The sequence below is a fragment of the Hyphomonas sp. genome (genome assembly GCF_017792385.1).
Classification (GTDB): domain Bacteria; phylum Pseudomonadota; class Alphaproteobacteria; order Caulobacterales; family Hyphomonadaceae; genus Hyphomonas.
The window spans coordinates 780,496-803,305 of the sequence record NZ_CP051230.1 but is presented as its reverse complement, the minus strand read 5'-3'; the positions used below and the strand labels follow the sequence as shown (position 1 = coordinate 803,305).

Below are 22,810 nucleotides of genomic sequence, written 5' to 3'. Positions count from 1 at the left end.
CTTCAAGGCCCGCACCCGAAAGGGGCGGGCCTTTTTGTTGGAAGCGGGCCATGAGGATGACAGGGAGCCCGGCTCCCGGTCGTCCCCTTACTGTCCCTGGCGTTGCTTGACGCCTTCCTCATCAGCAATGGCGCGATCTTCGTCGTCGAAGATGATTTCGGCTTCCTCGCCCTTGCCATAGGCCCGCGATTTCTTCGCGAGCGCAGACATGGACTCTCTCATCGAGCCCTGTCCGACGGCCATGGTCTTGGATGCAGATACGCCCACGGCCTCTGCATCATCGAACCGGGCGAATTCTGCGCCCAGGAACACAACTTCCCAGCCCTTGGCCTCGGCCCGATCCAGCGCGGCCTTCGCGCCATCCCTGGTCAGTTCCCGGGACGAATTTTCCAGCCCGTCCGTCATGATGACGATGACGGCCTTTTCTGGATTGTCGGCTTCGGCGCGCGACACGATCCGCCCGATGGCATCGAACAGGGGCGTCATGCCGCGCGGATTGGCTTCGTCATTGGTGACATCGGTCCAGTCTTCGGCCGTCACCTTGTCGCGCAGGACATCGAACTGCATGCCGTCCTGATAGTCGAAGATGGCAAGGGTGACATCCGTCTTGATGTCATCGCCTTCAATCTCTCCCTCGTCGGCTTCGCCCACGCTGGCGGCATAGGCGTTGACGGAGGTGAGGGCCTCGTCCCAGATGCTGCTCATCGATCCGGTGCGGTCCAGCAGGATGTAGGAATGCACCGCCCCCGGATCATCTTCCGGTTCCGGTGCTGGTATCTTGGCGGAGGCCTGCCCCATCAGGGCCATGGCGGCGGCGCCAGCGGCAAGTGTTGTGAAGAATTTGGTCATGTGCGTCCCTTCCCGGTAATCCACGATCGGGCCACCCGGCCTGATGCAGATCAATGTCCGGGCGAAATCGGGCGCCCATGTGGCATTAACGCGTTGTTAGGAAGGAAATCGGGTGCGAACGATGGTCCGCACCCGGTGAAAATGACTGGCTGTTCATGTTTGCGGGCGACAGCCCGCGGCTCACGCAAATTGCGGCGCGATCTTGAGGTTCCTCACCCAGCCGATCTTTTCCATCACGAGCAGGATGGTGCCGTTATAATCGACAATGCGGTTCCACAGGCCGCGGCGCGGGCGGTGCAGGGCGCTGACCGGCTGGTCGTGGTGATGATCGTGGAAGGCCTCACCGCCTGTCAGCAGCCCGATCACATGGTCGGCCCAGAGCGGGGTTTTCAGGTGGCCCAGCACATTGATGCCATAGACGGTGGCGTGGAACTGGATCGCACGGCCGATCACGACGCTGGCATGGATCAGGGCGGTCAGCAGCAGCGAGCCGCCAGCGGCCCATACGACGAGATAGATCGCCGCCGGGATCACAAGGTGCACGACCAGGCTGATCTCGTTGTAGAAGCGGTCCATCCAGACGACGGCGGGCTGGTTCTTCAGCCACATGGCCAATGGGCGCTGCGTATCCTTCTTGTCGCGCCACAGGATCCAGCCGACCCAGGCCCAGCGCTTGGATTCGAACGGATTGTGCGGATCGCCCGGCTTGTCGGAAAACCGGTGATGCTGCGAATGATAGTTCACCCAGTCCTTCACATTGCCCTGCATGGCGATGATCAGATTGATCATGGTGACAATCTGGCCCGGCATGGCGAGTTCGCCGGCGCGGTGCTGCAGGATGCGGTGAAGCGGCCCGATGCCGGCATTGCAGACAAAGATCGAGGCGCTGATCACGGCAATCGCCAGGGGAATGTACCACCAGTGGAACGTCAGCTGCGACAGCGCCAGCCCCAGAACGATCATGGTGATGAACAGGGCCAGGCCAAGGGCCGGATAGCCGAAGGCCGAAAAGAAGCTCGCATGATTGAAATTCTTCCACGTCTTGGGAATGGCGAGCGAACGCGGCAGGGTCATTCAGTTTCCTCCAGGAACCGCCCCCTGTGCGGGCGGTATGTTCTTAACTTTCCGGCAGGCCGGATTAACACAGACTTAAATCGACCGGCCCGAGCCCGTAAAGGTGCAACCGCACCCATGACAGAACCGTGATCTGCAAGTGTGGCACGGGGGTGACGAACCGGGCCTTGACCCGCTAGAACAGCTGGGGAACACCCACCGGGCCAACAGGGGAGGCGCTGCATGGCGGACGACCGTCGCCAGTTCGATCTGCAACGACTTCGCGATCTCGGGCTCGACCTCGATTCCAGTCAGGATGAGGCCGAGGTCAGAAGCAATTGCCGCCTCACACAGGACTGTATCGATGCGGGCGACACCAGCCTGACCCTGAACCCGCAGACCGAGCGCTTCCATTGCAGCAATTGTGGCCAGTCCGGCACCTTGCGCGATCTCGTGCGCGGGCTTGAGGCCGGGCCGGCCGCCCCTCAGCCCCCGGTCCCGGATGTGCTCGATGCCGAATTTACCGAGGCTCCCCTCGTCGCAAGCCGGGCTGTCGCCAGGACTGAACCGAAAGTCCTTCATCTGGAGGAGGGGCGGCGCGTCCGGTCAGAGGCGGAAGTCCGGGCCGAGGCCCGTGCAGCCCGCCGGGCGGCCCGGGAGGGGCGCCACACCGGTGAGCGCCTCATCATCACGCTGCTGGCGCTTGTCTTCCTGGCCGCCGGGCTGGCCGCGGCCGGCCTGTCGGGCTTTGCCAATTATCAGGCCTTTTCCCGGTCAGTCGCCGACCCGCTGCAATCCGGGGTCTGGGGCTGGACCGGAGTGATCGCGGCCATCATCTCTTTTGGCGGCTTCACCTTCTTCTACTGGCACACAGCCAATGGCCGGATGAAGGAAGGCGTGCGCGCCCTGCTGTTTGCCCTGGCCGGCGGCGGCACGTCCATTGTCGGCACGCAGATGTACATCGCCGCCAACAATCAGGCGGCCGCGGCCGAACAGGTGCAGGCTGGTTCAAATCGGGACGTGCTTGAGACACAGATCGCGGACTGGCGCCGGCAACTGGAAGGGATCCCGCCCGAAACGCGCTCGGTCGAAGGGCTCGAAGCCTATCTCGCGGAAGTGGAACGGGTCGGACGCACACATCAGAAACCGTATCGCGACGCCCAGAACGAACTGGGCCTGGCGCGTCGGCGGGACGAACTGCAAACCCGGATCGACGCGGCGAACGCAGAACTGCTGGGGACGGGCAGCGGCGACATCCTTGTTCAGGCGCAGACCCGCACATCCATTCCGGGCTGGTTCTTTGCCCTGATGCTGGAACTGTTTTCCAGCCAGGGCACCTCCATCGGACTTGTTGCCTTGCTCATCCTGTTCGGTCGTCCGGCGGTTAATGCAGGCACGGATAGCGCTAACCCTCAGGCGGCGAAAAAAAACTGAACCAAACACCCTGCTTGTGCATAGACCTCGTGAAGCAACGCTCTGGTGCTTCTCCATCTGAACTGAGCCGGCACAGAATGTGCCGGCTTTTTTCGTGCCTCGTGTAGTGTTTACTACATTTCTGGCCCGCGACTTGCGACATCCCCGCCGACGAGTGTGCGCCCGGTGCGCAGAAAACGGCGGGGGAGGCCGAACATGACGCAACGTGATCTGGTGATTTCCGGTAAAGGGTCTGTTTACCCTCGCATTAACTTGGCGGGGTAGAGTAGAGCCATGAATCTGTTCTTCAGGTTTCTTCGCATTTTCCTGCCGGCCCTCTTCACGAAAAAGCGGACCGGCCTGATGGATGTGCACACGATCCGGTCCGCCGTGTGGATCGGCGACCAGGATCCGCTCGGCCACATGACGAATTCGCGGTATTCCTCGTTCACCGATCTTGGAACGATGAACTATATGGGCCGCACCGGCGCGCTGATGACCTATCGCAAGCGCGGCTGGAGCCCGATCATCCAGTATGAATCCATCACCTTCTACCGGATGATGAAATTCCCGCAGAAATTCGAGCTGACCACGCAGCTCGTCGGCTGGAAGGATTGCTATATCTGCTTCCGGCACCAGTTCCACAGCAAGGGCAAGCTGATTGCCGAAAGCCGCATGGTGGCCCGCCTGGTCGGGCGGCGGCGCCAGAAGGTGACAACCCAGATGGCGCTCGAGGCCATGGGGTTGACCCTGACCAGCCCGCAGCTCAGCCAGCGCTATCTCGATGCGATCGCTGACCTGCAGGCAAAGGATGCCGAACGGGAGGCAGCGAAGCCGGACGCCTAGGTGCCGAGCTTGAAGGCGTGCGGCAGCAATTCGCCCATTGTCCATTCGGACAGGGCGCTGCCGTCGGCGGCCAGACTGTAGACGATGCAGTCGGCCTCACAGAGTTCCGCAATCCGCTGGCGGCAGCCGCCACAGGGTGTCAGTTCGCCGGTTCCGCCGATCACCAGGACATGGGTGCAGGTGCGCCCGCCAGCCGCGACCATGGCGCCCAGGGCGACCGCCTCGGCGCAGGTGCCCAGCGGAAAGGACGCGTTCTCCATATTGCAACCGGCAAAGATGCGGCCGTCGCCATCCATCACGGCTGCTCCAACCTTGTATCGGGAATAGGGGGCGTGTGCGTGATCGCGCGCCGCACGGGCTGCCTCGTGCAGGCGATCAATCAGGGAAGGGGATGGGTCGGTCAAACGAAGGCCTCCGGCCGATGGGACACTCTGCTTAGGAAGTCTTGCCGACAATGTCACGCAGTTGACGTGGTGGGCCGCTACGGCCCACAGGACATGTGGAAGAGAATTGGAGACCGCCCATGTTTCGATTGATTGCCAGCCTGACAGCTGCCGCACTGCTGGCCTTTCCGGCTGCCGCCTGGGGCAAGACCGGGCATCGCATTGTCGGGGAAGTTGCCACACACTATCTGAGCGCGCCGGCCGAGGCAGCGGTTCGGGAAATCCTCGGGCCGGAAGGCCTCGCCGAGGCGTCCGACTGGCCGGACTATATGCGGTCCAATCCGGATGCGTTCTGGCGGTCCGAAGCCAATCCCTGGCATTATGTGACGATCCCGGAAGGCATGACCTATGCGGAAACGACGCCGCCCGAGGCCGGCGACGCGATCACGGCGCTCACCAAATTCCGCGCCATTGTACTGGATGAGGAGGCGAGCCTGGACGACCGCCAGCTGGCGCTGCGCTTCATCGTACATCTCGTTGGCGACCTGCAGCAGCCGCTGCATGCCGGAAACGGCAAGGACCGGGGGGGCAATTGGGTCGACGTCGTCTTCTTCGAGGAGATGTCGAATTTGCATGAGGTCTGGGATGAAAAGCTGATCCAGTATGAGGAGCTGTCCTACACCGAATGGGCGGCCTGGCTGGTGCAGAAGATCACGCCGGCCGATCTCGGCGAGTGGGGCAGGGCGACCCCGGCCCAATGGGCCGATGAAAGCGCTGCCATTCGCGACACGATCTATCCGGAAACGGAAATCCTGTCCTATGATTATGCCTACATGGCCCGGCCGATCCTGAACCGGCAGATGAGCAAGGGCGGCGTGCGCCTTGCGGCCTACCTGAATGCGATGTTCGACCCGGCTCCCGGCGTGGCCGGAACAGACTAGGGCCTAGGCGCTTGCCCGCAGGATGCGGCGGCGCTGGACACTGGACGGGATGTTCAGGCTCTCGCGGTATTTCGCGACGGTCCGGCGGGCAATGTCGACGCCATAGCCGGTCAGGATCTCGACGATCTGGTCGTCGGAAAGGACATTGTCCGGCGTCTCGTTGTCGATCAGTGTCTTGATCCGGTGGCGGACGGCCTCGGCCGAATGCGCCTCGCCGCCGCCCGTGGCCGGGATCGAGGCCGAGAAGAAGTATTTCAGTTCGAACAGGCCGCGCGGCGTGGACATGTACTTGTTGGTGGTCACGCGGCTGACGGTCGATTCATGCATCTCGATGGCGTCGGCCACCTGTTTCAGGTTCAGCGGACGCAGATGCGCGACGCCATGCGCGAAGAAGGCATCCTGCTGGCGGACGATCTCGCTCGCCACTTTCAGGATGGTTCGGGCGCGCTGGTCCAGCGACTTGATCAGCCAGGTGGCCGAGGCGGCGCATTCGGAAATGAATTCCTTTTCCTTGTCGCGCATCGGCAGAGCCGTGACTTCGGCATAATAGGCCTTGTCCATCAGGACACGCGGCAGGTTTTCAGAGTTCAGTTCGACGGCGAACATGCCATTCGGCATTTCACGGACGAACACATCCGGTGTCACGGCCACGGAGGCGTCGCTGGCAAAGCTGGCGCCCGGCTTCGGAGACAGCTGGCGCAGCTCGGACATCATGTCCAGCAGGTCTTCCTTGTCGACCCCACAGGCCGCGGCAAGCCCCTTCATGTCGTGCTTGGCGACCAGTTGGAGATTGTTGACCATCGCCTCCATGGCGGGGTCGAAACGGCCAAGTTCCTTCAGCTGAAGGCCGAGGCATTCCGGAATGGACCGCGCCATCACGCCGGTGGGATCAAATCCCTGGCACACATCCAGCACGGCCTCGATATTGGCAATGTCGGCGCCAAGTGCCTGCGCCAGATCCTCGAGATCGGCGCGCAGATAGCCGGTATCATCGGTCTCGTCGATCAGGCGGGCGGCAATCAGGCGGTCCGCTGCCGACAGTCCGGCCAGATTCAGCTGTGTGTGCAGATGTTCGCGCAGGGATATGTCCGTGCTCAGATTGGCTGTGTAATCGAAATCCTCGCCGGAGCCGCCGCCGCCGACACCGGACCAGTCCGCCTTCGCGGACGGGCCGGACGTTCCGGCCGGCATGGCCGCGTCCGATCCCGTGCCCGGCTCGTAGACATCCTCGCCCGGCGCGTCCAGCTGGTCCCGCGCCTCGCCGAGACCGGAGCTTTCATCCAGCGACAATTGCTGGCGATTGTCCGGGCCGGTGTCTTCGCCTGACGGGGCAGGCTCTTCCTCGGCCTTGTTGAGAAGCGGGTTGCGCTCGATCTCGGCTTCGACGAATTCGCTCAGCTCCTGATTGGACAGTTGCAGCAGCTTGATCGCCTGCTGGAGCTGGGGCGTCATTACCAGGGACTGGCCCTGGCGCATGTCGAGTGATTGTTTCATTTGCGAGCCCGCGCCTTTCCTCAAGCGGCGAACTGTTCACCCAGATAGACCCTGCGCACATCCTCATTCGTCAGCACGTCTTGCGGCGTGCCATCGAACAGGACTTCACCTTCATACATAACATAGGCCTTGTCGACGATCTGCAGCGTTTCACGCACCTGGTGATCCGTGATCAGGACCCCCAGGCCGCGCTGCTTCAGATAGCGGACAAGTTCGGAAATGTCGGAAATGGCGAGCGGGTCAATGCCGGTGAACGGTTCGTCCAGAAGCATGAAGCTTGGACGCGATGCGAGCGCACGGGCAATCTCCACCCGGCGGCGTTCGCCACCCGACAGGGAGGTGGCCGCCTGGCCACGCAGATGTTCCACATGCAGTTCGCTGAGCAGGCTGTCGACCTGTGCCATACGCTTTGCGCGGTCCTTTTCCACAAGTTCCGCGACCGCCAGCACATTCTCTTCCACCGTCATGCCCCGGAAGATCGAGGCCTCCTGCGGAAGATACCCCACGCCCAGACGGGCGCGCTGGTACATGGGCAGACGCGTGACATCCTCGCCATCGATCGAGATGGTTCCGGAATCCGCGCCAATCAGGCCCATGATCATGTAGAAACAGGTCGTCTTGCCGGCCCCATTGGGTCCAAGCAGGCCGACAATTTCCCCGCGTTTGAGGCTGAGGGAGACGTCGCGCACGACCTGTCGCTTGCCAAAAGACTTGGCAATATTGCTTACGACAAGGCCTTCGGCCGACTCCGCCATCTCTGATGAGTCCCTCAATCTGCTGGGATTTTGCCACCCGGGAAAAGGCTTACCCCGACATACTTAAGATCGGCTTCACGATCTTGCTAAAATTAATTCAGTTCCCCGAATTTCCGTCCGGTTCGATCACCATCCGGGTGCGGCCGTCGCCCCCGTCCAGCGTGGTGCGGCGATTGCCGATCTCCACGCGCAGCACTGCGCCCTCGGCCACGTCCCGCTCGCGCATCAGGGCCACATTGCCGGTCATGGTGATGACATCGCTGGCCGCATCATAGACGCCGCGATCACCTTTCGCCTTCATGTCGGCGGTGATGTAGAAGACATTGCCTTCGGCCACCATGGTCTGGATCTGGCCAAAGCCGCTGCCGACGCCGGTTGTGTCGGCCGCCCCGGCCGGCCGTTCGGCAAAGATCATCGTCACCGTATCGGCCCGCAGGCGGGCATCGCCCTGCTGGATGTCGACATTGCCGACCAGCAGCACCTTGCGCTCGCGCTCCAGGCTCTCGGTCCGTTCGGAATTGATGTAGATCGGGCCGCCATCGGACGAGATCTGCGCCACCGCCGGCACTGCCAGCGCAACCAGGGCCGCCAGAGAAACTAGAACCTTATTGCGAGTCATCCGTTTCACCTTCACTTGTGTCCGCTGTGTCTGCCGGGGCAGGGTAGAGTACTGTTTTCACATTGCCTTTGCAGATGACCCGGTTGCCATCTTCAAGAACTTCATACGAGTCGCAGCTGATATCGCCAAGAGGCCCTCTGCCTTGCAGGGGCGAGAGGCCCTCGACCCGTCCCTCATCCACGAAGACGCGCGCGCCGGACGTCATGAACATGTAGCCGACGGCATCGGTGATCCGGACGTCTTCATAGAGTTCCAGGATTCCGGCCTCGCGGTCATACATGCCGGATGGCGCACTGATCTCGCTGCCGCTCTCATCCATGAGGACCGGATTGACCAGGTCCACCAGCGTGCCGGTCGTCTGGCGGCGTCGGGCCGAATCGGCCGTGATCTGGAAGCTCTGTCCCAGGGAATCCCGGCCCGAAAAGCGGGGATTCAGCATGGTGACGGCTTCGCCCTGTCCGACCTGGACCGGAGTGGCATCCTTCGCAATGGCGCTTCGGATGATGTAGCCGAGGAACAGGCCGATCGCGATGGCGGCCAGCGCGGAGAAGCCGAGCCGCAACAGCCGCACCGCCTGCGAGCGTTTGCGCGCCTGGGCCAGCGTCAGCTGACGCCGGGGGGCCCATAATGATGCCGGATCGTGATGCTTGACGGCGTCCATGAAAAGCGGGTGCCTGCTTTGGTGTCTACACTCGACGTTTAGCGGCCCAGCCTCGGAAACAAAAGCGGCGAAGGCATGACAGATGGGTTAGCTGTGCGCAAAAATGTCCGTTTCGCCCCAGCCCGACAGGTCCAGCGTCGCGCGGATCGGCAGGAAGGCAAAGCACGCCTCCGCCAGTTCCAGGCGGCCCTCGCGCTTCAGCATGGCTTCAAGGCCTTCCTTGATCCGGTGCAGATAGAGCACATCGGACGCCGCATATTGCAGCTGCGCATCGGTCAGTTCACCAGCGCCCCAGTCAGAGCTCTGCTGCGCCTTCGACATGTCGGCACCGGCAATCTCGCGGGCGACATCCTTCAGGCCGTGGCGGTCGGTATAGGTGCGGGCCAGTTTCGAGGCGATCTTGGTGCACCAGATCGGCGCGCAATCAATGCCCATCCAGCGTTTCATCATGGCGACGTCGAACCGCGCGAAATGAAACAGTTTGAGCACGTCCGGGTCCGTCAGGACCTTTTTGAGGTTCGGGCAGTCATAGGTCCGGTCGAGCTGTACCAGATGGGCCGTGCCATCGCCGGAGGAGAGCTGGACGAGGGTGAGATGGTCGCGCAGCAGGTTCAGGCCCATGGCCTCGGTATCGACCGCCACAACCGGGCCAAAATCGAGACCGTCGGGCAGGTCGCCCTTGTGAAGAGTAATGCCGTTCATGGCGAGGCTGTAGCACTTCAGGCGTTAAGGGCAAGTATCTCGCCGCCCGGCCGCGTCAGGCGCGGGCTTTCTTCATCGCCACAATCGCCGCGTCCAGCGCGTTCAGGAAGCGGGACCGGTCTGCCTTGGAGAAGGGGGCCGGGCCTCTCTGGATGCCGTCTCCCAGGCCCGCGCGCAGGTCGGCATGGATGGCCCGCACGGCGACGGCGCTGCCAATGGAGGCGTCGGTGAACGGCTTGCCATTGGGGGCGATGACGCGCGCGCCCGCCTTCAGGCAGCGGTCGGCCAGCAGGATGTCTGCCGTGATGACCAGCGTGCGCGCATCTGCGGCCTCGGCGATCCAGTCATCGGCGGCGTCGAACCCGTCCGACACGATCTTGCGGCTGAGCAGCCGGTGCTCGGGGATGCGGATATAGGCATTGGCGACAATCACCACCGGCACGTCATGGCGCAGGGCGACCTTGTAGGTCTCGTCCTTGACCGGGCAGGCATCGGCATCGATGAGGATTTGCAGGGGGTCAGTCATGCCGGATCACAATTTGTGGAGGAGCCTCGGCAGGAACCGTCCGGGAATGGACCCGGATTCGGCTTCGCCCGCAGGCTCGGCGCCCATATGGCGATAGAAGGGGGCGGCATCCGGATCGGCCTCGATGACCAATTCCCGCGCGCCCAGACCCTGCGCGAACCGGCAGGCCCAGACATAGAGCATCTTTCCGGTTCCCTCGCCGAGCCGGGCCGGTTCCACGAACAGCTTCTCCAGATGGCTCGTCCCGTCTTCTTCCAGCGAAACCTCGGCCAGGCCCGCGACGCCGCGCTTGTCTTCGGCAACGACCACCGCGTCGAAATCGAGGTCGTCTTCGGTCAGGGTCAGTTCGTCCCGGAACGCTTCCAGCATGGCCTCGTCATAATTCCACACGGCCTTGGACCGAAGGCACATGTCTGACAGGGCGGCCAGTTCATCCGGATTGGGGGGTCTCAGGATCATGGCTGTGTCTTCCTGCCGGTGGGCGCTGACGCAAGGCAAGGGCTTGCAGGCCCCGCGATTCCCCCTTCTTTTATCGGCAAAATGGAGGAAGTCACATGGCCGCTGCACCCGTTAGAACCCGCATCACCGAAATGCTCGGCATCGAAAAGCCCGTCATCCAGGCGGCCATGGGCTGGATCGCCCGGGCGCCGCTCTCTTCGGCTTTCTCGAATGCCGGTGGCATGGGCATTATCGAAACCTCCTCCGGAGAGCTGGATGCCATCCGCGAGGAAATCCTCAAGATGAAGGACCTCACCGACAAGCCGTTCGGCGTGAATGTGGCGCAGGCCTTTGTGCGTGACCCGAACATTGTCGACTTCATCATCGACCAGGGTATCAAATTCGTCACCACGTCAGCCGGCGATCCGATGAAATACACATCGATGCTGAAGGAGGCCGGCCTGACCGTGTTTCATGTCGTGCCCTCCCTGCAGGGGGCATTGCGGGCGATCGAGGCGGGTGTGGACGGCCTGATCGTCGAAGGCGGGGAAGGGGGCGGCTTCAAGAATCCGAAGGATGTGGCCTCCATGGTGCTGGTTCCGCTGGTCTGTGAACATGTGAATGTGCCCGTCGTGGCTGCGGGCGGCATCACCGACGGGCGCAGCATGGCGGCTGCCTTTGCGCTCGGCGCGGAGGGGATCCTGATGGGCACGCGCATTCTCTCTTCCGAAGAAAGCCCGGTGCACCAGAACTGGAAGGATGCAATCTTCGCAGCCGATGCCACCGACACTGTCTTCCTCAACCGGTCCGGGCCGGGTCCGGCGCTGCGCGCCTTGCGTACGGAGCGTACGGAACGCATCCTGAAAGAAGGGGTCGACAACATATTCGGAGAGTTTGCCGGCACGCAGAAAGTCTATTTCGGAGGCGACCTGGAAGCCGGCATCGCACTGACCGGACAGGTCGCCGGACGCATCACCGAGGCCAAGCCCGTGGCGCAGATTCTCGACGAAACCATTGCCGAGTATCACAAGGTCGTGTCCGGCCTGCCGAAATAGGTGGTCCGGGTCTGGTTTTTGCGCTCATTTATCGCTAAACGGCATCAACGGACCGGAGAACACTCAATGACCAGAAAATCCTTGCTCGCGAGCAGCGTTGCGGCGCTCGCTCTTGTCGTAACGGCCTGTGGCGCAAAACCCGATGCGCCGGATGCGGCGGCTGCGGAAGAGACCGCGGCCGAAGAAACGAGCCTGCCGGAGATCGAAGTGAGCGAGGCAGATCTTGTGGGCAACCCGTTCCGCGCCGAATGGGACACGCCCTATGGTGTGCCACCCTTCGCCGAGATCGAGGATGCGCACTACATGCCGGCCACCAAGCAGGCCATTCTGGAGCTGCGCGCCGAGATTGACGCCATTGTCGACAATCCGGATGCGCCGACCTTCGAGAACACCGTCGTCGCGCTCGATACGGCAGGGGAGTCCCTCTACAAGGTTCTGAACGTGTTCTCCAACATCACGAACACCGATACCAATGACACGCTCAGCGATCTGGAAGCCGAAATCTGGCCGATGCTGACCCGCGAAACCGACGCGATCAACTTCAATCAGGGCCTGTTTGACCGCGTGAAGGCGGTCTACGACCAACGTGATCGCCTGGGCCTCGACGAGCAGGATGCGCGCCTGCTGGAGCTGACCTATCGCGAATTCGTTCGCAATGGCGCAGACCTGTCGCCGGACGTGAAAGCCGAAGTTGCTGCCATCAATGAAGAACTCGCCGGTCTGACGACCAAGTTCGGGCGCAACCTGCTGCTGTCGACCAAGGCCTTCAAGATCGAGGTGACCGACGAAGCAGACCTGGCCGGCCTGTCCGAGGACTTCAAGAATGCGCTCAAGGTGGATGGAGAGGACAAATGGGTCCTCACCGTCGACCGCTCAGTCTACGAGACCTTCATGACGCAGAGCGAGAACCGCGACCTGCGCGAGCAGATGTTCAATGGGTATCGGCTGCGCGCGTCGGAAGGTGAGTATGACAATGGCCCGCTGGCCATCAAGATTGCGCAGCTGCGCGCCAAGCGTGCCGAGCTCATGGGATACAAATCGCATGCGCACTACCAGCTTGAAACCCGCATGGCGAAGACGCCGAAAGGCGCCGAGGACTTCCTGCTGAAAGTCTGGGAACCCGGCCTCGCCCGCGCCAAGGAAGAGCGCGCCGCCATGCAGGACATGGTCGGAGACGAGTTCCAGATCGCCGGTCATGACTGGTGGCATTATGCCGAAAAGGTCCGTCAGGACCTCTACGCCTTTGATGACAATGCGCTGAAACCCTATTTCGAACTGGGCGCCGTGCGCACAGGCGCATTCGACGTCGCCTCCAGACTGTTCGACATCACCATCGAGCCGGTCGAGGTGGAAGGCTGGAATCCGGTCGTCACCTCCTACGAGATCACGGATGCCAAGACCGGCGAGCATCTCGGCCTGTTCATGATGGACATGTACGCCCGGGATTCCAAGCGCGGCGGCGCCTGGATGAGCTCGTTCCGCAACACGTCCAATATCGACGGCAACAATGTCCGGCCGATCGTCTCCAACAATCTCAACCTGATCACGCCGGCCGAAGGCGAGCCGACCCTGATGCGGTTTGATGAAGTGGAGACGCTGTTCCACGAATTCGGTCATGGCCTGCATGGCCTGCTGACGCAGATCCGTTATTCGACCTTCTCCGGCGTCGACGGACCGCGCGACTATACCGAATTTCCGGCGCAGATCCTGGAGCATTGGGCAGGCGCCCCCGAAGTTCTGGCAACCTATGCCAACCATTACGAAACCGGTGAGCCGATCCCGATGGAGCTGATCGACAAGATGAATGCGGCGGCCACGTTCAATCAGGGCTTCAAGACCACCGAATTCATCGCGGCATCGCTGCTGGACCTGCGCTGGCACATGCTGACTTCGGAAGAGGCGGCCGAGATCACCGATGCGCGCGAATTCGAGCGTCAGGTGCTTGAGGAGTACGGCCTGATCCCGGAAATCGAACCGCGGTATCGCAGCCAGTATTTCAGCCACATCTTCGCAGGCGGCTATTCGGCCGGCTACTACGCCTATCTCTGGTCTGAAATCCTGGATGCCGACGGCTTTACGGCCTTCCGCGAGACCGGCGACATCTTCGATCCGGAGCTGTCGGCCCGCCTGAAGAAATGGGTCTATGAGGCTGGCGGCTTGCGCGAGGCCGACGAATTGTACCGCAATTTCCGTGGCTCTGACCCGACCATCGAGCCGTTGCTCCAGCTGCGCGGCTTTGCCGAACAGCCCAGCGAAGGCTGATCGCCGGGCACATCCCGCCATACAAAAAGCCCGCCGGTCATCCGGCGGGCTTTTTTAATGGTGTTCGGGAAAATCCGGTCAGGCCGATTGTTCGGCCGACTCCCGGCACACGATCGCTTTCACCTCATCTTCGGTCTTCGCCTCCCGCAGCGCGTCGCGAATGGCACTCTGGCGGAAGGTGCGGCTGACCTGCGCCAGGGCGCGAAGATGGTCGGCGCCTGAGGATTTCGGGGCCAGCAGCATGAAGACAAGGTCACAGGGACGGTCGTCGATGGCTTCGAAATCGACGCCGTGCACCAGTCGGAGATAGCCGCCGATGGGGGCCTCGATGCCGTCGAGCCGGGCATGCGGGATGGCGACGCCTTCGCCCACACCCGTGGAACCCAGGCGCTCGCGCTCCATCACGGCATCCTCGATTTCCCGCAGGCTCAGCCCGGTCGCCTCTGCCAGGGCTTCAGCGAGGGCGTGAATGGCTTGCTTGCGGCTCTTCGCATCAAACGAAGGGATGATTACCCCGCCTTCGAGCAGGGAGGTCAAATCAGTCGCCATGAGGTTGCTTTCCGTCTTCCGGCCTAGTTCCTCCGGGCGTTCTCGGGATCCACCCATCCGATATGCCCGTCTGGACGGCGGTAGACCATATTCAGGCCGTCATGGCCAGCATTTCTGAACATGAGGGCCGGCACTTCCTGCAGTTCGAGCTGCATAACGGCTTCCGACACGCTCATTGTCCGAATTGTGTGCGATGTCTCCGCAACCGTCAGCGGCGCGTCATCCGACCCTTCCACAGGCTCGTCGTCCTCGGCGTCGTGCCCGTTCACCTGGAACACGGATTCCGGCGCCAGTTCGCTTGGCATCGGGGCGGAATTGCCGGAGTGGTGATCCTTCAGGCGGCGCTTGTAGCGGCGCACCCGTTTCTCCATCTTGTCGAGACTGTTTTCGAGGGCGGCGTACGGGTCTTCGGCCTTGCCGGTGGACTGCAGAATGATCCCTGAAGGCAGATGAACATTGCAATCGACTTCAACGAACGGGCCCTGCTGTGAAACGAATACGCGGGCATCGCCACTTCGGTTGAAATACTTACTGACTGCCGCCTCTAATCCATCTTCGATCCGGCTCCGCAGAGCCTCTCCGAGATCCATATGCTTGCCAGTAATCTGTATCTGCACGGGCGGTCTCCTTTGTTTTTTCAGGATTCAATTATGGCGCAGAATTGCGACGGAGGCGAATCCAATTCCTCATCCGTAAGAGGTGGGGCCGAGCGTTCCGGGCCTCAAGACCCGGGCGGGCGCAATCAGGCCATCGGATGGCGCGATCCGGGCGCGTATCGCGGCAGTCGACCGGCGGAAACGGCGCAAAGCGGCGGATATAGAGAGAAAAAAGTTTAGATAATTCAGTGTGGTGCGGACGGCGCAGCTCGGGTAACCTGTTCTACACTTTCGCATAGTCTTCTCGATTAATATCCTTTCATCAAGGACGGGGCATGGGGAACGACACTCAGGAACAGGAATTTCTGTCGCGCGAAACGCTCGTCGCGCGGGAGGCCATGTTCCGGAACGCGTTCGAACATGCCAGCGTGGGCATCGCGCATGTCGGCCCCGAGGGACAGTGGCTGAACGTCAACCGGCGGGTTGCGGACATCGTCGGCTATGCACCGGACGAACTGCTCAAGATCACCTTCCAGGACATCACCCATCCTGACGATCTGGACCTCGATCTCGGCCTTCTGAACGAGGTGCTGGCCGGCACGCGGGACACCTACCGGATCGAGAAGCGCTACTTCCACAAGACCGGACGGATCGTCTGGGTCACCCTGTCGGTCAGCTGCATCCGTACCGAGGCGGGGGAGGTCGACTATTTCATCTCGGTCATCCAGGACATCACCGAGAAAAAGCGCATCAGCCGGGCGCTGGCTGACAGCGAGGCCCGGTTTCGGGCGGTCCAGGTCACCAGTCCCGACGGCTTCATGATCCTGCGAACCCTGCGCTCGCCGACCGGAGAGATCGAGGATTTCGTCTGGGAATTCGTCAATCCTGCGGCCGAACAGGTCACGGGGCGGACCGGCCGGCAACTGATCGGCAAACGCCTGTTGAAGGAAATGCCGCAAGTCCATGCGCGCGGCCTGTTCGAAGTGTTTTGCGGCGTGGTGCAGTCGGGCGAGCCCTGGCGGCGGGAGATGCTCTATCCGGGGCATCTGGGCCGGCGCTGGTTCAATTTCACGGTGGCGCGGGTGGGCGACGGGTTTGCCATCTCCTTCCAGGACGTCACGGCGCGCAAAGAGGCCGAACTGAAATTGCAGGCCAGCCAGGCGCGCCTGCGCACCATTCTCGACGGCGTGATGTCCATGATCGGACTGGCCCGTCCGGATGGTGTCATGCTGGAAGTGAACAAGCCCTCCCTGAGCATGACCGGGGCAAATCCTGCCGAACTGGTCGGCTTGCCCATCTGGGACCATCCTGCCTGGTCTCACTCTGCCGAGCTGCAGGACCGCCTCCGCGCGGCATTTGCCGAAGCGGGGCAGGGCCGTCTTATCCGCTTCGATGCCGAAATCGTGGATCATTCCGACAAACTGGTCCCGGTGGATGTGCAGGTGGCACCCATCATCGAGGATTCGGGCGAGATCCACGAAATCGTCATGTCGGCCATCGACATTTCGGAACGCAAGCGCGCAGAAGCGCACAGGGAAATGCTGCTCAGCGAGCTGAACCACAGGGTCAAGAATTCGCTCGCCACCGTTCAGGCCATCGCCTCCCATACCCAGCGCGAAGCCTCGGATCTCGACAGTTTCCGCACTTCCTTCACCGGGCGGCTGCGGGCCATTGCGGCCAGCCATGACCTGCTCGTCTCGACGCGGCAGGACTCGGCGGACCTGTCACGATTGGTGGCGGACCAGCTGAAGGGCTATGCCCCGGCCGAACCGGACCGCCTGACGATTGCCGGACCTTCCACCACGCTGGGGCCGCAGGGCGCCCATGCCTTTGGTCTGATCCTGCATGAGCTGGCGACAAACGCGTCCAAATATGGCGCATTTTCAAACGCATCCGGCCGGGTCCGGGTCAGTTGGGTGATTGCCGGAGAAGCCGCAGAGCCTGATATTGTCATTGAGTGGGAGGAAACCGATGGGCCGCCCGTTGCGCCGCCGAGCCGAAAAGGGTTCGGCTCGCTGCTGATCGAACATAGTCTGGCCCATTCCCTTGGGGGGGAATCCAGGCTCGAATTCAATGCGGAAGGCCTGAAGGCCCGGTTCCGGTTTCCAGTGAAGAGGTAGAGAAAGAGGTAGGGGGAACATGCCGAAAATACTGCTTCTGGAGGATGACTTTCTCATTGCGTTCGACATGAAGGCGCATCTCGAGGAAGCCGGATTCGAGATCATCGGGCCATTCGCCCGCAACGAGGACGCGGCGGAACATGTCGCGTCCGGCGCCCTGGATGCTGCGGTGCTGGACATGGATCTGGGCGGACAGGATTCCTTTCCGACAGCCAGCGGGCTGCAGGCGCGCGACATTCCCTTTGTCTTCGTGTCCGGAAACGACCGCGCCGAATTGCCATCCGGTCTCGCGGATAGCCCGGTTCATACCAAGCCCGTGGTCTTCTCTGTCCTGATCGAGGATCTGTCAGACGTCATCGCACGCCGCTGATACAGCCTACATGGCGCGCACCGGTCCGGAGACCGGTGTGCCGCCTTCAGGGTCTGCCGCCTTGCCCGGCTTGCGGCCGTATTCATGCTTTTTCAGCAGGCCCCGGAACTGGTGATAGGACAGGCCCAGCAGGTCGGCGGCGCGCCCCTGATGGCCCTGTGACAGGCTGAGCGCCTCGTCGATCAACTGCATTTCGAACGCAGCGACCTGGGCGCTGAAGTCCGCCGGTACGGGCCGCGTGTCCGCAGCCTTCGGGGACGGTGCCGGCGATGCCTGTGCCATGCCGGATTTTCCGGCCCCGGTGGGCCGCCAGGGGGAGTCGAACGGGTCCAGCGCGGCCGGATCGAACAGGATGGGTTCATCCGGGGCCATCAGCATGCCGCGATGGGCCAGCCGCTGGGCAAAGTTTCGCAGTTCGCGCACATTGCCGGGCCAGTCATGGGCCTCGATGGCGGCGATGGCCGAGGGCGCAAATCCCGGAAAGTCCTGCGCCATCTCGATCGCCATGCGCCGCGCAAAATGGTCGGCCAGGAGGCTGGCATCGCCCGGACGGGCGCGCAGCGGGGGCAGGGTGATCACATCAAAGGCCAGCCGGTCCAGCAGGTCGGCGCGGAAGCTGCCTGCCTCCACCATGCCGGGCAGGTCCGCATTTGTGGCCGCCACGATGCGCACATCCGTGCTGAGCACTTTCGAGCCGCCAACGCGCTGGAACTCTCCATACTCCACAATCCGCAGCAGTTTCTCCTGAACCTGATCGCTGGCGGTGGCGATTTCGTCGAGGAAGATCGTGCCGCCATCGGCCAGCTCGAACCGGCCCCGCCGCATCTCGGTTGCGCCGGTAAACGCGCCGCGTTCATGGCCGAACAATTCGGAGTCCAGCAGGGTCTCCGACAAGGCGGCGCAATTGACCTTGACGAAGGGCCCGTCCCAGCGCCGGGACAGGAAGTGAAGGCGCTCCCCGATCAATTCCTTGCCGGTGCCCCGTTCGCCGATCACCAAGATCGGGCGGTCCAGCGGCGCCACACGGGAAACATGTTCCTGCGCACTGAGCCAGGCCGGCGCCTGGCCAAGCAATTGCGTATTCTGGTCAACCATTTGGTCTAATTAGCTAAAAGTATCAGCAAAATCCACTATTAGATCAGTAAAAATGACCAAAATTGTAAAATGATTGGCGATGAAAATGATAAAAAGATGATAAATTTCAAGGTGTTATGAAATTAATTTTAATCTGGCACGGTCCTTGAAATGAGTGAAGGGCTCAGAGCGACAGGGCGTTGCTCTCAAACAGAAGGACAGATTGAAAATGGAAGATCGCTACAACACGACGGAAGCCCGCTCGGATGCCGGCCGCTTCGGGCGGTGGCTCGCGACGCGCCCTGCGGAAAGCTGGATGTTTTTCGTCATCGGCGTCTTCCTCGGCGGTCTGTTCTTCTAATCCTCCCCCCAATCACGAAAGGACACCAAAATGGGTTTGTTCTCCCGACTCGGTGACATCATCAATTCCAACATCAATGCGATGCTCGACAGCGCGGAAAATCCGGAAAAGATCGCCCGGCTGATCATCCAGGAAATGGAAGACACGCTGGTCGAGGTCCGCACCGCTGCGGCCCGCGCCATGGCTGACAAGAAGGAAATGGAGCGCGAGATCGCTCATTTCACCGCCACCCGCGACGAATGGGCCGCCAAGGCGGAACTGGCCATCGACAAGGGCCGTGAAGACCTCGCCCGTGGCGCACTGGTCGCCAAGCAGAAAGCCGAAAGCGAAATCGAACGCCGCAAGGTGGCGATGGATGCCGCAGAAGAGGCCTTCGAAAAGCGTCAGGACGATCTGGCCAAGCTGCAAGCGAAGCTGGACGAGGCCAAGGCGAAGCATCGTGCGCTGATGATGCGCCGCGAAGCGGCAGAGCAGCGGATCCGCATTCGCAGCCAGGTCTATGACGGCAAGGTCGATGATGCGCTGGCCCGCTACAGCAATATCGAGCGCAAGGTCGACGAAATGGAAGCCTATGCCGACACGATCAAGGGCCGCGAGCCGAGCCTGGAAGCCGAATTTGCGGCGCTCGAGCGTGACGAAAGCGTCGAGAAGGAGCTGGAGGCCCTGAAAGCTAAGCGCGCCAAGTCCTCGGCCAAATCGTCCAGCAAGAAGTCGGAGGACTGATAGATGCTGTTCTCGCTTGCCTGCCTCGTCGGCTTCATGACCGTCGTCTGCGCTCCGGGGCTGATCGCCCAGGCCCGCGCTGACCGCCGCAACGCCTCAGAAGAGGCTGCCTGATGGAAGAGATCCTCATCCCGATTGTTGCCATCGTTGCGCTGTTCATCGTCTTCCCCGGCATGATCTTCCACTACATCACCCTGTGGCGGAAGCAGAAGACCCTGATGCCGGATGACGAGCGCATGATGGAGGATCTCTGGAGATCGGCCCGCGCCATGGAGCGCCGGATCGAGACCCTTGAATCCCTCCTTGAACAGAGCGAGGCGGACAGCCCCCGCCGCCCGCCGCGCTCTACCCGCCCCACTTTTGACGACTAAGGACACCCCTATGACCCGCCATTCCCGCCCGTACCCAGACTCTGCCCCCGGAGGCGACCAGTACGGTTCCCCCAATCCGAAGCGGTACTACCGCTCCCGCCATGACAAGGTAATCGCCGGCGTCTGCGGCGGCCTGGCCGAACGCTTCGGCTGGGAGCCGATCCTCGTCCGCCTGCTGGCCGTGCTCGCATTTTTCTTCTTTGCCGGGCCCATCGCCGTCATCGCCTATATTGTCGTCTGGATGATCACTCCGCGCACACCGCAGGGCGGTCGTCCGATTTCGCCGGAAGAAGATACGTTCTGGCGCAATGTGAACGACCGCCCCAGAGCCACGTTCGGGAACCTGAAATACACATTCATGGATCTCGACGAACGTCTTCGGGATATCGAGCGCAAGGTCACGTCTGACGAGTGGCGCCTGCGCAAGGAATTTCGCGACCTGGAGCGTGGCAACTAAGACCCGCGCCCAATCACCCCAACACTCCGACAAGAAGGACCGGAAAGAATGCGTAAGGGGACGCTACTCACAAACAACTGGCTGCTGGGGGGCGTGTCCGTCCTCATCCTGATGATGGTTCTGATCATCTCCAGCCTGCACGGCCACACGGCGCTGGAGTTCGGCGGGCTCCAGATGACCTTCGGCCCGCACGAGGACGGGGGCGTTCGCCTCAGCATCGCCCGCTCCCTCGGCCAGTCAGATTTCGCCGCGCTTTAAGGCGCGCAGGATCAGGCGCAGGGGGCTCACGGCTTCCAGCGCCTCAGTCTCGGCGGGAACAGGCCCGCCCAGGCACAGGGCCGCCAGCATCCGCCCGGCCCAGGGGCCCCAGGTAAAGCCGCGCGCCCCAAACCCGTTCACCATGAAAATGCCCGGCATCAGGGGCGCGTCCGCATCCGCCGGGCGCCCTGTCCGCAGACCGGCGAAGGCGGCGAGTGTCGCGGCTGCGTCCGGCACCGCTCCGATCAGGGGCAGGCGGTCTGCCGTCGTCGCGCGGATCGCCGCGCGCGATGTCACCGCCAGCGTTCGGGCGTCCCGCTGCCACCAGGGTGACAGCTGCTCGAGGGCAGCATCATTCTGGTCGCGGGCAGCCTGCGAAACTTCGGCCGGCATGTCGTCTTCGATTTTCTCGAATGTTGCGCCCCAGAGGCGCTCATCGCGCAGCGCCAGCGCGTAGTGCCCGCTTGCCATCGCATCCGCCGTTGCCACTGCGCCGCCGGTCAGATGCTCCACCTGTCCAAGCCGACCTTCCAGACGGATCCAGTCCAGCTGCCGGTTGGCTGCCAGGGCGTTGGCCAGGATGATGGCGTCGAAAGACTCGCCGTTGACCCTCCGGTCCGCAAGGTCGGCCTCCACGCGCCCGGTCGATACCCGGATGTTGCCGAGCAGGCCGGAAACAATGCGCCGGGGTTCCAGGATCATGGCGCGCTTGTGCAACAGGCCGCCCCCTGAAATGGCTTCCAGGTCTTCCAGCGGCAGAGGCGGGTCCGCCAGCAGCTTTGCGAACCGGATGCGTTCGGCCTCATCCTTCGGCATCTGGCGCACGCTGGTCTCATGTGCGCCGTCCATTCCGGCATAGGTCTGCCGCGCCGCCAGATAGGCATCGATCAGCAGGCGTGCCTGCGTCGTGTCGCCCGCATCGAGGCGCGGCATCAGCAAGGCCAGCGGATTGCCGCTTGCACCGCTGGCGATGCCTGCCGGATCAAAGACAGTGACATTCGCTCCCCGCACGGACAGGGCATGCGCCGCACTGGCGCCGGCAATGCCTGCGCCCAGAATGGCCACTTTCTTCGCCGCCGCGGGCAGGCCGCGCAGGCCGTGCACGTCCGGCTGCGGGGCAGGGGCCTGCTTCAGTCGCGCTTCCAGCCGTTCGCGCTTGCGGCCATGGCCCGGGGCTTTGGAAACTTCAAATCCAGCGCTTGCCAAGCCGCGCCGAACGGCGCCGGCAACGGTGAACGTGCCGATCACCGCGCCCGGCTTTGACCGGGCCGCGATCAGGCCGTAGAGGCCGGCCGACCACATGTCCTCATTCCTGGCCGGGCTGAATCCGTCGAGGAACCAGGCGTCTGCCTGAAACCGGCTCTGGGGCAGCGTGTCGTGTATGTCGCCCAGATGCAGGGTCAGCGTCACGCCGAAATCCGCCCAGACGAGATGATGAACGCCGCGCACCGGACCGGGCCAGGCCGCCAGCAATCGCGCGGCCAGACCTTCGAGCTCCGGCCATGTGCTCAGCGCGCGCGCGGCATCCGCCTGCGTCAAGGGGAAGCCCTCAAAGCTGACGAAATGAAGCCACGCATCCGGCGCCGGTCGGTGAGCCTGCCACAAGTCACACAGGGCCAGGAAGTTCAGCCCCGTGCCGAAACCGGTCTCGCCAATCGTGAAACTGTCCCGCCCGTCCCAGGCTTCCGGCAGGCCGCAGCCTTTCAGGAAGACGGCGCGCGTTTCCGCAAGGCCGTCCCCGGCGGTGAAGTACACATCGCCCGCCTCCCGCGCGACGGGCGTACCGTCTTCCTTCCAGTCTATGGTGGGGTGGGGCAGCAGCCGGGTCATCGCACAGCAGGTAGCCGGGGCGCGCCGATTTGAACAGTCCCCGCCCGCCATGTGCAACCTGAAGCGGATTTAATCGGATCGCCCGGCCGGGTCGCGCGTTGTTC

The 22,810-nt window shown here is 62.6% G+C and carries 26 protein-coding genes; 12 read left to right on the top strand and 14 right to left on the bottom strand.

Going from position 1 to position 22,810, the window contains the following annotated elements; genetic code table 11:
* Nucleotides 1-87 precede the first annotated feature (87 nt).
* Complete coding sequence (locus tag HF955_RS03935; protein ID WP_291078086.1) at nt 88-849, bottom strand: vWA domain-containing protein; 762 nt, start codon at nt 847-849, stop codon at nt 88-90.
* Nucleotides 850-1,029: 180 nt separating this feature from the next.
* A complete protein-coding gene (locus HF955_RS03930; RefSeq protein WP_291078085.1) occupies nt 1,030-1,923 on the bottom strand; it encodes an acyl-CoA desaturase in 894 nt (297 codons plus the stop codon).
* A gap of 222 nt (nt 1,924-2,145) precedes the next feature.
* On the opposite strand from HF955_RS03930, the gene HF955_RS03925 reads away from it, so the two are divergent.
* Nucleotides 2,146-3,336 (top strand): hypothetical protein, encoded by a 1,191-nt coding sequence (locus HF955_RS03925; protein WP_291078083.1) that lies wholly within the window; start codon nt 2,146-2,148, stop codon nt 3,334-3,336.
* A gap of 273 nt (nt 3,337-3,609) precedes the next feature.
* Nucleotides 3,610-4,161, top strand: coding sequence for a thioesterase family protein (locus HF955_RS03920; RefSeq protein WP_291078081.1), 552 nt, complete (start codon nt 3,610-3,612; stop codon nt 4,159-4,161).
* Here the strand turns inward: HF955_RS03920 and cdd are convergent.
* A complete protein-coding gene (gene cdd, locus HF955_RS03915) occupies nt 4,158-4,565 on the bottom strand; it encodes a cytidine deaminase (RefSeq protein WP_291078079.1) in 408 nt (135 codons plus the stop codon). The two genes, HF955_RS03920 and cdd, sit on opposite strands and share 4 nt — an antisense overlap.
* Nucleotides 4,566-4,684: 119 nt before the next feature.
* On the opposite strand from cdd, the gene HF955_RS03910 reads away from it, so the two are divergent.
* The gene (locus HF955_RS03910) at nt 4,685-5,485 is read left to right on the top strand and encodes a S1/P1 nuclease (protein WP_291078077.1); all 801 of its coding nucleotides are present in this window, start codon (nt 4,685-4,687) and stop codon (nt 5,483-5,485) included.
* Nucleotides 5,486-5,488: 3 nt separating this feature from the next.
* On the opposite strand, the gene rpoN is transcribed toward HF955_RS03910, so the two are convergent.
* The 7 genes from rpoN to HF955_RS03875 all read right to left on the bottom strand — a co-directional run bounded on the left by rpoN (nt 5,489) and on the right by HF955_RS03875 (nt 10,701).
* Nucleotides 5,489-6,979 (bottom strand): RNA polymerase factor sigma-54, encoded by a 1,491-nt coding sequence (gene rpoN / locus HF955_RS03905; RefSeq protein ID WP_291078075.1) that lies wholly within the window; start codon nt 6,977-6,979, stop codon nt 5,489-5,491.
* Nucleotides 6,980-6,999: 20 nt separating this feature from the next.
* Nucleotides 7,000-7,734 carry an LPS export ABC transporter ATP-binding protein gene (lptB, locus tag HF955_RS03900; RefSeq protein WP_291078073.1) on the bottom strand — a complete coding sequence of 245 codons (735 nt, stop codon included), beginning with the start codon at nt 7,732-7,734 and terminating at the stop codon, nt 7,000-7,002.
* Between the two features lie 97 nt (nt 7,735-7,831).
* The gene (locus HF955_RS03895; protein ID WP_291078071.1) at nt 7,832-8,353 is read right to left on the bottom strand and encodes an LptA/OstA family protein; all 522 of its coding nucleotides are present in this window, start codon (nt 8,351-8,353) and stop codon (nt 7,832-7,834) included.
* Entirely contained in the window at nt 8,340-9,014 is a 675-nt protein-coding gene (locus tag HF955_RS03890) for a hypothetical protein (RefSeq protein ID WP_291078069.1), read from the bottom strand. Before HF955_RS03890 ends, HF955_RS03895 begins: the two co-directional genes overlap by 14 nt.
* An 87-nt stretch (nt 9,015-9,101) precedes the next feature.
* Nucleotides 9,102-9,716, bottom strand: a complete 615-nt coding sequence (locus HF955_RS03885) for a ribonuclease D (RefSeq protein WP_291078067.1) — start codon at nt 9,714-9,716, stop codon at nt 9,102-9,104.
* 55 nt (nt 9,717-9,771) lie between these two features.
* A complete protein-coding gene (locus tag HF955_RS03880; RefSeq protein WP_291078065.1) occupies nt 9,772-10,242 on the bottom strand; it encodes a YaiI/YqxD family protein in 471 nt (156 codons plus the stop codon).
* A gap of 6 nt (nt 10,243-10,248) precedes the next feature.
* On the bottom strand, nt 10,249-10,701 hold the full coding sequence (locus HF955_RS03875; RefSeq protein WP_291078063.1) for a GNAT family N-acetyltransferase: 453 nt from the start codon (nt 10,699-10,701) through the stop codon (nt 10,249-10,251).
* Between the two features lie 95 nt (nt 10,702-10,796).
* Here HF955_RS03875 and HF955_RS03870 point away from each other — a divergent pair, with 95 nt between their 5' ends.
* Complete coding sequence (locus tag HF955_RS03870) at nt 10,797-11,735, top strand: nitronate monooxygenase (RefSeq protein ID WP_291078061.1); 939 nt, start codon at nt 10,797-10,799, stop codon at nt 11,733-11,735.
* Nucleotides 11,736-11,801: 66 nt separating this feature from the next.
* On the top strand, nt 11,802-13,997 hold the full coding sequence (locus HF955_RS03865; RefSeq protein ID WP_291078059.1) for a M3 family metallopeptidase: 2,196 nt from the start codon (nt 11,802-11,804) through the stop codon (nt 13,995-13,997).
* A 78-nt stretch (nt 13,998-14,075) separates the two neighbouring features.
* On the opposite strand, the gene HF955_RS03860 is transcribed toward HF955_RS03865, so the two are convergent.
* Complete coding sequence (locus tag HF955_RS03860; RefSeq protein ID WP_291078057.1) at nt 14,076-14,546, bottom strand: PTS sugar transporter subunit IIA; 471 nt, start codon at nt 14,544-14,546, stop codon at nt 14,076-14,078.
* Nucleotides 14,547-14,569: 23 nt separating this feature from the next.
* Entirely contained in the window at nt 14,570-15,163 is a 594-nt protein-coding gene (gene raiA / locus HF955_RS03855) for a ribosome-associated translation inhibitor RaiA (protein WP_291078055.1), read from the bottom strand.
* Nucleotides 15,164-15,477: 314 nt separating this feature from the next.
* Here raiA and HF955_RS03850 point away from each other — a divergent pair, with 314 nt between their 5' ends.
* Entirely contained in the window at nt 15,478-17,262 is a 1,785-nt protein-coding gene (locus HF955_RS03850) for a sensor histidine kinase (RefSeq protein WP_291078053.1), read from the top strand.
* Between the two features lie 19 nt (nt 17,263-17,281).
* A complete protein-coding gene (locus tag HF955_RS03845) occupies nt 17,282-17,632 on the top strand; it encodes a hypothetical protein (protein WP_291078051.1) in 351 nt (116 codons plus the stop codon).
* A gap of 6 nt (nt 17,633-17,638) precedes the next feature.
* Here the strand turns inward: HF955_RS03845 and pspF are convergent, their stop codons facing one another.
* A complete protein-coding gene (gene pspF / locus HF955_RS03840; RefSeq protein WP_291078049.1) occupies nt 17,639-18,727 on the bottom strand; it encodes a phage shock protein operon transcriptional activator in 1,089 nt (362 codons plus the stop codon).
* A 208-nt stretch (nt 18,728-18,935) separates the two neighbouring features.
* On the opposite strand from pspF, the gene HF955_RS03835 reads away from it, so the two are divergent.
* From HF955_RS03835 to HF955_RS03815, 5 genes are all read left to right on the top strand, one after another.
* The gene (locus tag HF955_RS03835) at nt 18,936-19,067 is read left to right on the top strand and encodes a hypothetical protein (protein WP_291078047.1); all 132 of its coding nucleotides are present in this window, start codon (nt 18,936-18,938) and stop codon (nt 19,065-19,067) included.
* 30 nt (nt 19,068-19,097) lie between these two features.
* Nucleotides 19,098-19,790, top strand: coding sequence for a phage shock protein PspA (gene pspA, locus HF955_RS03830; RefSeq protein ID WP_027839007.1), 693 nt, complete (start codon nt 19,098-19,100; stop codon nt 19,788-19,790).
* 113 nt (nt 19,791-19,903) lie between these two features.
* The gene (pspB, locus tag HF955_RS03825) at nt 19,904-20,161 is read left to right on the top strand and encodes an envelope stress response membrane protein PspB (RefSeq protein WP_291078045.1); all 258 of its coding nucleotides are present in this window, start codon (nt 19,904-19,906) and stop codon (nt 20,159-20,161) included.
* A 10-nt stretch (nt 20,162-20,171) separates the two neighbouring features.
* On the top strand, nt 20,172-20,618 hold the full coding sequence (gene pspC, locus HF955_RS03820) for an envelope stress response membrane protein PspC (RefSeq protein ID WP_291078043.1): 447 nt from the start codon (nt 20,172-20,174) through the stop codon (nt 20,616-20,618).
* Nucleotides 20,619-20,666: 48 nt separating this feature from the next.
* Nucleotides 20,667-20,876, top strand: a complete 210-nt coding sequence (locus tag HF955_RS03815; RefSeq protein WP_291078041.1) for a hypothetical protein — start codon at nt 20,667-20,669, stop codon at nt 20,874-20,876.
* Here the strand turns inward: HF955_RS03815 and mnmC are convergent.
* The gene (mnmC, locus tag HF955_RS03810; protein ID WP_291078039.1) at nt 20,856-22,706 is read right to left on the bottom strand and encodes an FAD-dependent 5-carboxymethylaminomethyl-2-thiouridine(34) oxidoreductase MnmC; all 1,851 of its coding nucleotides are present in this window, start codon (nt 22,704-22,706) and stop codon (nt 20,856-20,858) included. The genes HF955_RS03815 and mnmC overlap by 21 nt on opposite strands.
* Between the last annotated feature and the right edge of the window lie 104 nt (nt 22,707-22,810).